The following is a 14,459-nucleotide window of genomic DNA, read 5'->3' on the forward strand; positions in this document are numbered from 1 at the left end:
CAACTTACTTTTAACATCTGAGATCAACAAGCACTTACCCAATGCAATATAATCCAAATTTAGAAATTAAAATTTAACTGTTTTTAGTATTGCATTTTTTAAATTTAGTATATTATTCCAGCAGGCTCCGCCTAAAAGATTGGAAGTCGAAGAAATATTATAGATAATAATAACAGGTAATTATGTACAAATATAAGTTTTATATTTGTACGAAACTTAGGTAATTAGTTTGTTTATAATACCTATTCTATATTTTAAGGAAGACATGTTACTTATATAATTTTAACAAAAACCTTCTTTTAAGAGATTCTTTCTTAGAAGAAGGTTTTTGATTTGTCTTAAATATTTATATTTAAACAAAAATTGAGAAAAAATGATTATATGGGATAAAATGTAATGAAATTAGCGCATATTAAACGATAGAGCGTATGAGAATATTTGTAAATTAACAAAAAACACAATAATATGTTAAATAAAAGGAAATGGGAGGAATGAAAATGATTTTAAAATTAGAAAATGAAATTTTAGAGGTTTCAATAGAAAACATGGGTGCTCAGTTGACAAGCATCAAAGGGAAAAAAGATAATATAGAATATTTATGGACTGCAGATCCAAAATATTGGGGAAGACATTCTCCTATATTATTCCCTATAGTAGGTAAGGTTAAAAATAATCAATATAGAATTGAAGATAAAGTGTTTAATTTAAATCAGCATGGGTTTGTAAGAAATTGTGACTTTACTTTGATTGAAGAGAAAGATGATAGGATTACATATAGATTAACAAGTAATGAAGAAACTTTAGAAAGGTATCCATATAAATTTCAGCTTGATGTGGAATACATATTAATAGAAAATAGTTTAGAGATAATATATAGAGTTAGAAACATAGATGATAAGGATGTTTTCTTTTCAATAGGTGCACATCCTGGATTCAATTGTCCATTGATGGAAGGTGAAACTATGGAAGATTATTATTTAGAGTTTAGTGAAAAGGAGACAGTAAATAGGGAATTAATAGATGCTAAAGTTGGGTTATATACTGGAGAGAGTGAAGAATTACTAAAAAATGAAAGTAAGATATCACTAAAAAAAGAATTATTTAAAGATGATGCTTTAGTGTTTAAAAATTTAAAATCCAATAGAATATCTTTAAAGAACAATAAAAACAATAAAGTCATTACAGTAGATTTTAAAGGATTTCCTTATCTAGGAGTATGGTCTCAATCATTTGGAGCACCTTTTGTATGCATAGAACCATGGTATGGACATGCTGATTTCATAGATTTTGATGGAGACTTTAGGGAAAAAGAAGGAATAATGAAGCTAGGAGTAGAAGAAGAATTTGAATGTAAACACTGCATCATAGTAGAATAAAATTGTGAAGCAATTTTATTCTAGTAACCAGTCGCCAATCCCCAGTCACCAGACAATGACGTTTTGCTAATGCAAAACTAAAATTAAAATAAAACAAAATAGACTTAAAGTAGATATAATCTATCTTTAAGTCTATTTTAATTTATTTTTATCTAATTGTTCTTAATTGCTTTTATCTTTTTTCTTTACGCTGGGGATTGGTGATTGGCTACTGGGGAATAAAAGAATGTTGTGTCGCAACATTCTTTTTAGTTGAATTTAATTAAAAGCTTAATTTATTTGTATATTCTTTTATTGTGTTAGCAGATAACATCAATTGTTGTAGTTCTTCGTTATTTAAAGGAACTTCTAGAATCTTTTTAATTCCAGAGGCACCTACTATTGAAGGTGCACCAAGATAAATATCATTAATTCCATATTGACCTTCAAGAAGAGTGGATACTGTCAAAATTGAATTTTCATCTCTTAAAATAGCCTCAACTATTCTTGTAATTGCTAAACCTATTGCAAAGTAAGTTGCCCCTTTTTTCTCTATGACTTCATATGCAGCTTCTTTTACATCTTCTAATATTTTATATTTGGAAAGACCTTTGCATTTGCTGCATACCTTTGAGCAGTATGTGTTTACATTCATTCCTGCAACAGAGGTTAAACTCCATGTTGCAATTTCAGAATCCCCATGTTCACCCATTATATAGGTATGAATATTTCTGGGATCAATATCAAAATGTTCACTTAAGAGATATTTGAATCTGGAGGTATCAAGAACTGTACCTGAACCGATAACTCTTTCTTTTGGAAAACCTGATAGTTTATAAGTTATATATGTTAATACATCTACAGGATTAGAGACTACAAGGAGTATAGAGTTTGGACTGTATTTTGTAATTTCAGGAATTATAGTTTTAAATATGTTAAAGTTTCTATTTACCAGATCCAGTCTAGTTTCTCCAGGCTTTTGAGCGGCACCAGCAGTAATTATTATTATATCTGAATTTTTTAGATCAGTATAATTACCTGGGTATATATTTACAGGGTTCACAAAGGAAACTCCATGGGCTAAATCCAGTGCTTCTCCAACGGCTTTATCTTTATTTATATCAACAATTACAATTTCAGAAGCAAAACCGCTCATCATTAAGGCATATGCGGTTGTCGCGCCAACAAAACCCGCTCCGATTATTGATATTTTAGTTTTTTTTCTTATATTCATATGATGTCCTCCAATATGAGAAATAGTAGTATAATATTATTTTAGATATTACATATTCAATGATAATTATTATAAATATAAAGATGCAATGTTTTCTTCTTTAGTTTTTTCTTTATTATATTTTTTATACTGTTTTAATTATCATATTCTTTGTACAGCTAAGGCATAGGAGTGTGAATTTTTTAACTTTAAAAATTCATTGAAGTACTTGTTGGAATATTTTAAGTGTTGGTATACAATTTACATATAATAAGACTATAAAAGCAATAAGTGGCTAAAATATAGATATACTGAAGGAAGGTGAACATCATAAATAAGAGAAAAAAAGGTTTCTTTATTCATGATTATTATAAATTTACAGAACAATATATCGCAAACAAGGCTAGCTATTATGGAATACCAAAAAGAGTGATTGAAAGACAAATATGGATTTATGAACTTCATTCTCAAATTCAGAAAAGGCTAAAAGGTAGAGTTGTTTTAAAGGGAGGAGCTTCTACGCAGCTGTATCTTCCTTTAAATGTGCAAAGATGTACAGAAGATTTAGATTTATATACAGATTTAAGTCCAAAACAGCTGAGAAAAGAGATGAAGAGCATAGAAAAAGAGTTTAATTCTAATAAAATTCATATGAAAGCAAATGAATATATACCAAAGAGTGTAATTATATCTGGAAAAACCTTGCCAATTACAACTTTTCTTATTAAACTTCCTTTTATATTCAAGAAAAATAGAAAATCAAAGGAAGAAAGCCTGAAGATAGATTTTCTGCATGTAAACATAAAAAAACTTCATACTACTTCTCTAAAAAATGGAAAAATTTTAGGATTAGATTTGAATTATACACCTATCATAGTAGATAATTATGCGACGATTACATCTAAAATTGTAACTTTCGCGGTAAATTCTATAGGTATAGAAAAATTTAAAAAAGATAAATTATACAAAAATGCGTATGACATGTTTCATATGATAACAACATGTGGGAATAAGGAGGTTTTAATAAAAGTAGCTGAGTATATGAAAATGAGTATGAATGAAGAATTTTATATAAAGAAAATACAGCCTATAAGTATAGAAAAAGTAATGGGGGATATACTCCAAGAACTTTATTATCTATCTATTTATGATTTGCAAGATAACTTTACAGGCTATTCAAAAAGATTTTTGGATTTTCAAACTAAATATATTCAGTATGGAATAAAGGAAAAATTGGATTTTGACAGTTGGGGAATTATATGCGCTCATCTCTATCTATGGGTATATGCACTAAATTATTATATTCAGCACAAGGATTTGTCAAGATTGGACTATATAATAAAAATAGAAGAAGAATATAAGTTTTATGAAAAATTATCTGATAAAGATCAGATTATTTATTTGGATAATATAATAACAAAACTTGAAAATAAAAGAAGGCAATATTTATATAAATATATAAGTAATCCACTTAGACTTATATATTTACACTATATTTATTTTAATAAAAATTATAAGTAAACGAATTTAAACGTAATACTTGAAATATAAATATACCATAGATTAATAATAACAAAAGGAGGAATTATGGAAGTAGAGAATTTAATTTATGGAATTGAAGAACTAAAGGGGCTAGTAGAAAAAAGAGATATAGAAAATAAAAAAATAAAAAAATATAAAAATCCTAATGAAAAAGTTGTAAAGAGTACACTATTACTTTTAATTTTCATATGTCCAGTAATGCTTGTGTTTCCGCATAAATATCAAGGTGTTACTGCTGTAGCCAGTTTAATTATCAATAAAGGAATAGATAGAAAAAATTTAGTCATACTTTCTAATAAGATTTTGATAGGATGGATAATAGTTGCATTGATTATACTTATATATCAATGTTTCTTAAAATCCATAATATTTAGATATAAGGTTAGAAAATGTGAAAGTAATATATATTATCTGGAAAGTAAAATAAATAAATTATCAGAGGAATATGGTATTGCTCCTGAGTTTAGGCAAGAAAAAATATTAAAATCTTTTTTAAAAGATTTTAAAAATAAAAGGGCTAATGATTTAAGGGATTGTATAAATTATTATATGAATGAAACTTGTGTTGATAACATTGTTAATAGCATAAAAAATAGCAGGTAGATAGCATAGAGGTTATATACCTGCTATTTAAAACATTATTTAAACCAAATATTTATTTCTTTTTCAGCAGTTTCTATACTATCTGAGGCATGAACTGAATTTTCAGTTTTAGAAATACCCAAATTTCCTCTTATAGTGTTTTTTTCTGCTTTTGCGGGATCAGTATTACCGTTTAGTTTTCTTACTTTTTCAATAGCATTTTCTCCCGCCAAGATAAGGGCGCATAGAGGACTTCTTGTTATATAATTTATTAATTCCTGAAAGAATGGTTTATCTTCATGTGATTTATAGTGAAGTCGAGCTATGTCTTCACTAGCTATTAGCATTTTTAATGCAGTTATTTTTAAGTCTTTTTTTTCATAAAAAGTAAGAATGTTACCTATGTTATTTCTTTCAACAGCATCAGGTTTTATAAGTACAAGAGTTCTTTCCATAGATTTATTACCTTCCTTTATTATTAATACAAATATATTAAGGTTTACAATTTAATATATGGATAACTGGGGCGTGGTGAAGTGTGAAAATTCAGAAAATTATTGTGTTTAAAATTTTATTATAAAAGTAATATATTGTCAAGAAACATATTACTAATTTCATTGATGTTTTTATTAAACTTTATGGCTATAAAATCTCTCTAACAAAATAATTTTATTAGAGAGATTTTATAGTTAATCTTTTGTTTCAGGAACTGCGTTAGGATGATTTCTTATGATTCTTTGATTAGTTTGACCTTTCTGATTTTCTTTTGGTGATGGTCGTTTCATACCTTTTTTTGCCATATATATCCCTCGCTTATAAAAGTATTCTTTAGTATTTTTTACAGTATTTTTTATTTAATACTTATGAAATTTATATAATTAATTTTTATCAAATTTTATTTATTTCATAAGTGGTAATTCTAACACTCATTATTCTACAAAAATTTTTTTATAGTGCGTATTAATTCATTCTTTGGAGTGGAGCCAATTATAGTTTTCTTTAGTTTACCTTCCTTAAATATCATTATTGTAGGTATACTTGATATTCTGAATTTTTTAGCCAAAAGAGGACTTGAATCTACATTGATTTTTATAAATTTAACTTTAGATACTAATTCGCTAGATAATTGTTCCATGATAGGTGACAGCATTCTACAAGGACCACACCAAGGAGCCCAAAAATCTACAACAACAATAGATTCTTCAGAGTTTAATTCGCTTGTAAAGGTTGTATCTGTTACTTCTTTTACCATAATAAACACCTCCAAACATTTTAATACCCTTACAGGGTATGCTGCGAAGAGGTGATTTGTGCAAAAAAATTTTAATAAAGTGAAACAAAGAAAAGGAGCTACCTTTTGTAATGATTTCTAAATCATTTTTAGATAGCCCCTCTTTACAAAATCAAGAGTTCAAAATTATAACCTAAATTAAAAAATACTTTATTTAACCAATGTAATTTATACACTACATCTTAGAAATAAAATATTTAACTCATGTGAAATTTTTTAAAAATCAATGAGACTGTGCAAGCCAAACACCTCCAGTATCTTTAGAATCATTACAATACTTTGGGCTTATTTACACAATTTTTATTAAGATTAATAAAAATTAAAATCTTAATATTTTTAGTTAAATAATTTTGAAACCCTTTGACAATGTTTATGATGCCCAAATTGAATTTTTATATACTTATTTTTATTATCCATAGGTATAATAAAGTTGTTAAATGTTAACCATTTAACAGCTTTACTATTTCTGCGGATTTATCAGCTAGACCAGCTATAATAAGCCTATCTCCTTTTAAAATTTTAGTGTCAGCTACGGGCAATATTTCAACATTCTCTCTTACTAACATAAAAACTCTAAACTTGTGTGGAAAATTAATTTCTTTTAATGATTTATTAAACAGATCTTCGTTCATTGGAATTATTTCCATAATGCAAATTTTATTAAGTGATGAATTTTCAATAGGTTTAATGTTATCGTGTTTAAACATTGCATCAAAGCATAGAGGAAATAGGATGCAGGATATAACTGTTGTAAGTATAAAAGCTGAGTAATCTGAGCTGCTAATTATATTTAGATTATATGCCATTTGTGCACCGACTATTAATAAACTTAGCTGAGCAGAAAGTATAAAAGCTCCAGATATAGCTTTATTAAAGCTGAACATAAAATTCATAAGTAAAGCTGATATTAGCTTTACTGTAAATAGTACAAGTAAAAATATTGGTATATTTAAAAGAGCCTTTGGATCTTTTAATATGGAGGTTAAATCAAGAGTGACACCAACCATTATAAAGAATATTGGAATTAGGAATCCATATCCAAGTATATCTAATTCATATTTTAATTCTTCTTTTTGCTTATCAAGTATAAATGTAAAAATTACCCCTGCAAGGAAAGAGCCTAATATGATTTCAGTTCCAATTTTATCCGAAATAGTTACAAGTATTAGCATTAATGCAAATGCAGCACGAACGCCTATATGCAAATTTGAAAAAAACGAAGATGAAAAATCAAATATATGTGATGTTTTTTCAATAAATTTAAATATAATAAATGCTACTATAAACAATAATATGAACAAGAAGTTTCTATATGTTAAGCCTTGTGTAATAGTGGAGGAAATAAGTGTAAGAGCTATCAAACACACAAATTCACAGATTATAGTGTATATTAGTAAGGTTTGCCCATATTCTGTATTGAGTATTCCTCGTTCTTTTAAAAATGGAACAATAAGTCCAGGTGCAGCAGCCGTGAATAAAAAAGTTATAAATAAAATATTGTTAATAATACCTATCTTATATAAGGTAAGTGATAGTAAATAGGAAATCAATAAGGAAACTCCAAACATTCCAAAGCACATAAGTATACGAAATAGAGCTTTCTTTTTTTCTTTTCCAAATTTAACTCTATCAATGTCAATTTCAAGTCCACTTAAAAACATAAGATAAGCAAGTCCAAGGTGTGATAAAAAACTTATCCATACGTCTTCATGCACGAGATTTAAAAAGCTTTTCCCTATTATAATCCCTATAAAAATTTCACCTACAACAAACGGAATTTTGAATTTCTTGATACTGTTTATAAAAATGGGGGTTATAAATGCAAAAATCGCTAAGATTAACAATGAATCGTAATTTATAGTTTCTGTCATAAAGCACACATCCAATCTTTTAAAAAATTTTCAAAATTATATATGTTTATATAATTTTGTTTAATTATAGTTTAATAAATAAATTTTAAATTAAAATTAAATTAATGTAAACAAAAAATATAGATATATTAAAAGTATATACTCTGTTCAATAGGAATAGTTGATATATATTGAGAGGATATTTAAAAAAGAAATGAAATTTCAAATAAAATAATTGCAAAGTTAAAAAAAATTCAAAAAATCATTATTAGGAAATAAGATACATTTTAAATTAAAAATTACAGTGGAGTTTTGCAAAAATAAAAGGATTAAAGGGGGATGGGTAAAGAGTTTTTTAACAGGTGATATAAAAGGTTTATATATTTGAATGAAATAATTAAAAACAAATTATGCAATTTTACACAAATTTCTATTTAATAATAACCTTCTATGTGGTAAAATATATTAAATCAACTATTTATTTTATGGGGGGCTGACTAATAGTGATTAATAATTTTAGAGATAGTATACTTATCAATAATGTATTTGCGGAAAATATTTTAAATGAATTAACAGATTTGGCTGAAAAGAATAATGTTATTGATTCACAGTTCTATAAAAAATACGATGTTAAAAGAGGGCTTAGAAACGAAAATGGCACAGGTGTTTTAGTAGGACTAACGGAAGTCGGTAATGTTCATGGATATACAATGGAGAATGGAGAAAAAATTCCAGATAAAGGTATGTTGACTTACAGAGGTATAGATGTAAAAGAAATTGTAAAGGATTGTTATGAAAATAAACGATTTGGATTTGAAGAAGTATGTTACTTACTTATTTTTGGAGAATTGCCTAACAAGGACAGGTTAGAAGAGTTTAAATATCTTTTAGGAGAATTGAGAGGCTTACCAGATGGGTTTATAGAGGATATGATTTTAAAGTTTCCTAGTAATAATATAATGAACAAGCTAGAACGAAGTATACTTGTTTCGTATTCCTTTGATAGTAATCCTGATGAGACAAGTATAAACAATATATTAAGACAGAGTATAGAATTAATTTCCAGAGTTCCAACAATGATAGCTTATGGATATCAAGCTAAGGCTCATTATTATGATAATAAGAGTTTGTTTATACATTCACCTAAAGCTGAGCTTAGCACAGCTGAAAATATACTTCATCTTATAAGACCTGATAATCAATATACTAGAACAGAAGCTGAACTTTTAGATTTAGCACTAATATTACATGCTGAACATGGTGGAGGTAATAACTCAACTTTTGCAACTCATGTTGTATCTTCAACAGGAACAGATACTTATTCAGCATTGGCTGCTGCAGTTGGAGCTCTAAAGGGTCCAAAGCATGGTGGAGCTAATATTAAAGTTATGAACATGATAGAAAATATAAAAGAAAATGTTGAGAATTGGGAAAATGTTAATGAGCTAGAAGATTATCTGATAAAGATATTGAAGAAAGAAGCTTTTGACAGATCAGGATTAATATATGGTATAGGTCATGCAATTTATACTCTTTCTGATCCAAGAGCTGTAATGCTTAAGGAAAAAGCTTTAGAATTGGCAAAAGAGAAGAATAGGATAGAAGAATTTAATCTATATAAAAATATAGAAGAGATAGCTATTAGGATATTTAGAGAATTAAAAGGAAGAGAAGATATTTGTGCAAATGTAGATTTGTATTCAGGATTAGTATATGATATGTTAAATATTCCAAGTGAGCTATATACACCATTATTTGCGGTAGCCAGAATGTCAGGCTGGTGTGCTCATAGAATAGAACAAGTGGTAAGTGAAAGTAAAATTATAAGACCTGCATATAAGAATATTAAAGAAAAATGCCAATATACTCCTTTTAAGGAAAGATAAAAAAACCTAGAAGTTTATAAACTTCTAGGTTTTTTTATCTTTAGCATATTAATTATAAAATATAGTGTATTTTTTAAATTAAATAGAATTCAATATTATTTTATATAATAATATTGAGAAAGTATCTGTATAGTCTATTTATAATAATGTTTTTTAAAATAAAAATTTAAGAATATATTAAGGTTTATAATTAAGTATTTTTTAAGATATTTAATTTAAAATTATAATTATGAGAATGTGAAATTAATTATCTTTTTTATAAGAAGAAAAGATTTTGTTATTCTGAAATATAAAGAAAGAGGGGAATGCATTATGAAGAAATTAAAGAAAAATATAATTCCAATAAGTCTTATGTTAATAATTCCAATTTTAAATATTTTTTATGGAATATTAAATAATGATAGTAGAGGAGTTTATAGTTTAGAGACTAAGATAGATACATTAATTCCTTTTACAAAGAGTTTTATTATACCTTATGTAATATGGTATCCTTTTATATTTTTGGTATTAGTATATCTATGTTTAAAAAATACTAAGATTTATTATAAAACTTTATTCTGTTTAAGTATAGGATTTGTAGTGAGTTATATTATATTTTATTTTTTCCAGACAACTATTGTGAGACCTGCTTTTGTAGAAGATGATATTCTTACAAAGATAGTGGAGATAGTTTATAAAAATGATAAACCTTATAATTGTTTTCCAAGTCTGCATGTATTAACTACTTATTTTGTTATGAAAGGAATAAGTGAAGTTGAAAGTAATAGAAAAATTACTTTGCCTGTAAATATTACTGGAGTTTTAATAATAGTGTCTACCATGTTTGTTAAACAACATGTGGCTATGGATGTTATATTTGCTATAATAATTGGCGAAATTATTGTGAAAGTGGTTAGTGCAATATGTCCACAGGGGGTAGACGTATTGGGAAAAAAACTATTCTCATCGCTGACTATGAAAAAGGAATTAGAAAACTAAAACCCTATTAAAATACCTGTGCCTTTCAATAGACACAGGTATTTTAATAGGGTTGTTTTAATTATAATAAATTAATATCATTATGTTTTTCAAATTCTATAAGTATACTTTCTGTAATATTATGTTCTAAATTTCTAAAATTTCTGGATCTGCAAATAAATCTTAAGGTTAAAATTATTTTTCCAATATCAATAGAAGTATAAATTGTGTGTGAAAGATTTTGATAGTAAATAGGATGAGTTTTAGAAGCTATATCTAAAGAAAGTTTGGCTTCTTCTTCTATATTACCTAAGTGGTGTTCTGTAATACTCATTATTAAATTTTTGGCTTTTTGCCAATTACTGTCTAGAGTAAGGGTAATTTCAAGTTCATTCCATGTATAAGGAAAAGTATTTGTTTCATTTATTATTTCAAAGGAAAGTGCTTTAATATTAGGAATATATACGAGTCTTCCTGTACTCTGACCGTAAGTTTTATTGGTTTGTGTAACTTCAATAATAGTAGTATGAAACCAATCTATTTCTAACACATCTCCAATACTATCTTCAATTTTAATTCTGTCGCCAACCTGAAATGGTTTATGTGAGTTTATAATTACCCATCCAAGAAAATTTGATACAAGATCTTTGAAAGCAAAGGCTAAACCGGCAGAGAATAATCCAAGAAAAGTAAGGATATCTTTGGATTCATATATCCATACAGGAACTATCAACAATACAAAAATTATTTTATTAATTACAGATAATATCTTTTTATTTTTAATTGTTTGCTGGGAGGTCAAATTTATTTTATCAATGAAATGAAATATGCTTTTGTTAAGTAAATGAAGTAAAATAAATAAACCTATTGTTATCATAAGCTTAATTAAAACACTTACGGTTTGAAAGTGCAATCCTAATTTTAATAAAAAATTACTCAATTTTTCAAATCCTTTCCTTAAGTTTCTAGATAAATAAAAGATACATGCTTACATGCCAAATTTTATTTATGTATTTATTTTGGAAGTAAACATATGTATTATTTTACTAAAAATTATCTTCAATTTATAGTCCTTAATTTAAATATTAATAGAAGAATGATTAAATTATAGGATAGTATGATATAAACGTCGTATGTTTAAAGAGCAAAGATTTTAAATATATTATAAATATGATAAAATATTCTTAAAGATGTAAAATATTGTATATTCGAGGTGGTACTTTGGCTAAATTATTTCCAAGTTTAGAAGAGATGAAAAATAAGAAAATGAAAATAACAGAAGGTGAAAAAGTTTTATTAGAATTTTTAAATAAAGAACTTAATGATGAATATGAAGTATACTTTAAGCCAAATATAAATGGAGACAAGCCTCAGATTGTAGTAGTTAGAGAAAAATACGGTATTGTTATATTGGGAATAAAAGAGTGGAAGTTGGAGGATTATTATGTAGACGAAAGTGGCAATTTTAGAAAGAAAAAAGATTTTAATGTTTTTAAATCTCCATTTAGGCAAGTAGAAGAATATAAAAATAACTTATACGACTTACATAGTGAGAGCTTGCTAAAAAAGAGTGTATATAATACTGGTATTTATAATTTAGTACAGAGTGGTGTATACTTTCATAAAGAAAATGTTTATAGTGTAAAAAAGAAATTAGCTAATAAATCCAGTGAATATAAAGAAATTGAGATTATTGGAGAAGACTCACTTAATGGTGAAAGCTTTAATGAATTTTTAGTTAGAACCCATATGGATGGGAAGTGTGGTTTTGCAAAAATATTTGATGACAAAACATATAAAAGTATTAAGAAATTGTTGAGACCTAATGTACATACAAGAAGTTGTGGTAGAAATATTAATTATAGCAATAAGCAAATTAAGTTGATGAAAAGTAGAGGTGGAAGTAAAAAAATTAAAGGTGTAGCTGGTTCAGGAAAAACTTTAGTTTTAGCGCAGAGAGCAGTAAATGCAAATATAAGAACAAAAAATAAGATTTTAATTTTAATGAATAATGAAACTTTAAAGAATTATATTTATAGAAAGATAAATTCTATTAGAGAAGAATTTAATCCAGCAGATTTTGAAATAAATAACTATCATAGATTTATAAAATTTCAATTAAATAATTTAGCAATACCTTTTAATTGGGATAGTAATTTTGGCTGCCAAGAGCTTACTAACTATCTTGAGGCTGCAAAGGAAAGAATAGAGAAATATGATGCTATATTTATTGATGAAATACAGGATTATAAATTAGAGTGGCTTAGGGTTGTAAAAAAATATTTTTTAAAGGAAGGAGGAGAATATGTTGTATTTGGGGATGAAAAGCAAAATATTTATATGAGAAGACTTGAAGAAAATAAAACTTCTCAAACTAATGTTATGGGAGCGTGGAATGTATTAGAACAATCTTTCAGACTCCCAATGAAGTTAGCTGCCCTTGCAATTAAATTTCAGAAAAAATTCTTATCATCAAAATATAATCTTGATGATATAAATACTTTTAATATACAGAGGACTATGTGGGATGATGTTGGAATAATAGAGTATTTTTACTTTGAAAGATTTGATTTAGATGAAAGTTTTAAGAAGATATACTCTATAATATCAAAAAATGATATAAAGAGTGATGAAGTATGCATTATAGGTACATCTATAGAAAAATTAAAAAAGTTGGATTCATATATAAGAATAGAAGGAGATTTTGAAACAGAAATTGCCTTTGAATCTGAAGAAGAATACAATAAAGTAAAAGAAGGACTAGTGAATAATTTTGAAAATATAATAGAGGAAAGTAAGTATAATAAGTTATTAAAAAGAGAAATCAAGAGAATTAGAGAAAGTAGAAAATACAATTTCAAAATACAAAGCAGTAAAATAAAGTTAGCTGCTATTGAAGATTTTAAAGGTTTAGAAATAGATAATCTAATATTGATTATTGATAATACTGAGAATACATCTGATGAACTTATTTATACAGGAATAACCAGGTGTACCAATAACTTATGTATAATAAATATTGCAAATAGAAAATATGATAAATTCTTCAACAACATATTGACATAAATAATAATCGGATTTATAATTATTTGTGACGTGTAACTGTTAAATCAGGCATGAGTTGTGTAAACTCATGCCTTTTTTGTTGAAAAAAATAATAAAGCATAAATATATGGGAGGAATATATACATGTTTGGATTCTTTAAAAAGTCATTTAAACTTATTGCACCAATGGATGGAAAGGTTATAGACTTATCTAAGGTGCCTGATGAGGTTTTTTCTCAAAGATTAGTAGGAGATGGAATTGCTATGGATTCAACAGGAGATACAATAGTGGCACCAGCAGACGGAGTCTTAAAAATGATTTTCAAGACAAATCATGCTTTTGCAGTAGTTTTAGAAAATGGAGCAGAAATATTAGTGCATATAGGGCTGGATACTGTAGAGTTAGATGGTTATGGCTTTGAAAGAATAGCTGAAGAAGGAATAAGGGTAAAGGCTGGAGATCCAATAATAAAAATAGATAGACAAGCAATTCAAGAAAAAGGATGTTCTTTGATTACACCAGTCCTAATAACTAATATGGAAATTGTTGATGAACTAAATTTTAGTGTTGATAAAGATGTAAGAGCAGGAGTAGATGTAGTTGTAACTTATAAAACTAAGAAATAATTAGTATATTTATGAATTGTTCTTAGTATAATATGATATAGATATAAGGGAAATGCGTTTATATTGACACATAACTTTAGATGAATTAAAATGAAAGTAATATAAAATAGC

Annotated in this window: 12 protein-coding genes; 7 read left to right on the forward strand and 5 right to left on the reverse strand. The window is 26.6% G+C overall.

The window, feature by feature from the left end; genetic code table 11:
* The first annotated feature begins 497 nt into the window (after positions 1 to 497).
* The gene (locus tag OIO11_RS15200; RefSeq protein ID WP_268072293.1) at positions 498 to 1,376 is read left to right on the forward strand and encodes an aldose 1-epimerase family protein; all 879 of its coding nucleotides are present in this window, start codon (positions 498 to 500) and stop codon (positions 1,374 to 1,376) included.
* Positions 1,377 to 1,638: 262 nt separating this feature from the next.
* On the opposite strand, the gene OIO11_RS15205 is transcribed toward OIO11_RS15200, so the two are convergent.
* A complete protein-coding gene (locus OIO11_RS15205) occupies positions 1,639 to 2,583 on the reverse strand; it encodes an L-lactate dehydrogenase (protein WP_268072345.1) in 945 nt (314 codons plus the stop codon).
* A 306-nt stretch (positions 2,584 to 2,889) separates the two neighbouring features.
* On the opposite strand from OIO11_RS15205, the gene OIO11_RS15210 reads away from it, so the two are divergent.
* On the forward strand, positions 2,890 to 4,089 hold the full coding sequence (locus OIO11_RS15210) for a hypothetical protein (RefSeq protein WP_268072294.1): 1,200 nt from the start codon (positions 2,890 to 2,892) through the stop codon (positions 4,087 to 4,089).
* A 66-nt stretch (positions 4,090 to 4,155) separates the two neighbouring features.
* Entirely contained in the window at positions 4,156 to 4,713 is a 558-nt protein-coding gene (locus OIO11_RS15215) for a hypothetical protein (protein WP_268072295.1), read from the forward strand.
* Positions 4,714 to 4,748: 35 nt separating this feature from the next.
* Here the strand turns inward: OIO11_RS15215 and ndk are convergent, their stop codons facing one another.
* The 3 genes from ndk to OIO11_RS15230 all read right to left on the reverse strand — a co-directional run bounded on the left by ndk (position 4,749) and on the right by OIO11_RS15230 (position 7,854).
* On the reverse strand, positions 4,749 to 5,147 hold the full coding sequence (gene ndk / locus OIO11_RS15220; RefSeq protein WP_268072296.1) for a nucleoside-diphosphate kinase: 399 nt from the start codon (positions 5,145 to 5,147) through the stop codon (positions 4,749 to 4,751).
* Between the two features lie 479 nt (positions 5,148 to 5,626).
* Positions 5,627 to 5,944, reverse strand: coding sequence for a thioredoxin (gene trxA / locus OIO11_RS15225; RefSeq protein ID WP_268072297.1), 318 nt, complete (start codon positions 5,942 to 5,944; stop codon positions 5,627 to 5,629).
* A gap of 479 nt (positions 5,945 to 6,423) precedes the next feature.
* Positions 6,424 to 7,854 carry a cation:proton antiporter gene (locus OIO11_RS15230; RefSeq protein ID WP_268072298.1) on the reverse strand — a complete coding sequence of 477 codons (1,431 nt, stop codon included), beginning with the start codon at positions 7,852 to 7,854 and terminating at the stop codon, positions 6,424 to 6,426.
* A gap of 482 nt (positions 7,855 to 8,336) precedes the next feature.
* Here OIO11_RS15230 and OIO11_RS15235 point away from each other — a divergent pair, with 482 nt between their 5' ends.
* The gene (locus OIO11_RS15235; protein WP_442781312.1) at positions 8,337 to 9,719 is read left to right on the forward strand and encodes a citrate/2-methylcitrate synthase; all 1,383 of its coding nucleotides are present in this window, start codon (positions 8,337 to 8,339) and stop codon (positions 9,717 to 9,719) included.
* Between the two features lie 312 nt (positions 9,720 to 10,031).
* Entirely contained in the window at positions 10,032 to 10,697 is a 666-nt protein-coding gene (locus OIO11_RS15240; protein ID WP_268072299.1) for a phosphatase PAP2 family protein, read from the forward strand.
* Positions 10,698 to 10,758: 61 nt separating this feature from the next.
* Here the strand turns inward: OIO11_RS15240 and OIO11_RS15245 are convergent, their stop codons facing one another.
* Entirely contained in the window at positions 10,759 to 11,616 is an 858-nt protein-coding gene (locus OIO11_RS15245; protein WP_268072300.1) for a mechanosensitive ion channel family protein, read from the reverse strand.
* Between the two features lie 281 nt (positions 11,617 to 11,897).
* On the opposite strand from OIO11_RS15245, the gene OIO11_RS15250 reads away from it, so the two are divergent.
* Positions 11,898 to 13,742 (forward strand): AAA family ATPase, encoded by a 1,845-nt coding sequence (locus OIO11_RS15250; RefSeq protein ID WP_268072301.1) that lies wholly within the window; start codon positions 11,898 to 11,900, stop codon positions 13,740 to 13,742.
* Positions 13,743 to 13,865: 123 nt separating this feature from the next.
* Positions 13,866 to 14,348 carry a PTS sugar transporter subunit IIA gene (locus tag OIO11_RS15255; RefSeq protein ID WP_268072302.1) on the forward strand — a complete coding sequence of 161 codons (483 nt, stop codon included), beginning with the start codon at positions 13,866 to 13,868 and terminating at the stop codon, positions 14,346 to 14,348.
* The last annotated feature ends 111 nt before the right edge of the window (positions 14,349 to 14,459 follow it).

Origin of the sequence: Clostridium sp. ZS2-4, from assembly GCF_026719745.1 — a bacterium.
Classification (GTDB): domain Bacteria; phylum Bacillota; class Clostridia; order Clostridiales; family Clostridiaceae; genus Clostridium_H.

Excerpts from the sequence above, each read along its gene's own strand:
- OIO11_RS15200 (WP_268072293.1), top strand. The coding sequence starts at position 498 with ATGATTTTAAAATTAGAAAATGAAATTTTAGAGGTTTCAATAGAAAAC.
- OIO11_RS15215 (WP_268072295.1), top strand. The coding sequence starts at position 4,156 with ATGGAAGTAGAGAATTTAATTTATGGAATTGAAGAACTAAAGGGGCTA.
- ndk (WP_268072296.1), bottom strand. The coding sequence starts at position 5,147 with ATGGAAAGAACTCTTGTACTTATAAAACCTGATGCTGTTGAAAGAAAT.
- trxA (WP_268072297.1), bottom strand. The coding sequence starts at position 5,944 with ATGGTAAAAGAAGTAACAGATACAACCTTTACAAGCGAATTAAACTCT.
- OIO11_RS15230 (WP_268072298.1), bottom strand. The coding sequence starts at position 7,854 with ATGACAGAAACTATAAATTACGATTCATTGTTAATCTTAGCGATTTTT.
- OIO11_RS15240 (WP_268072299.1), top strand. The coding sequence starts at position 10,032 with ATGAAGAAATTAAAGAAAAATATAATTCCAATAAGTCTTATGTTAATA.
- OIO11_RS15255 (WP_268072302.1), top strand. The coding sequence starts at position 13,866 with ATGTTTGGATTCTTTAAAAAGTCATTTAAACTTATTGCACCAATGGAT.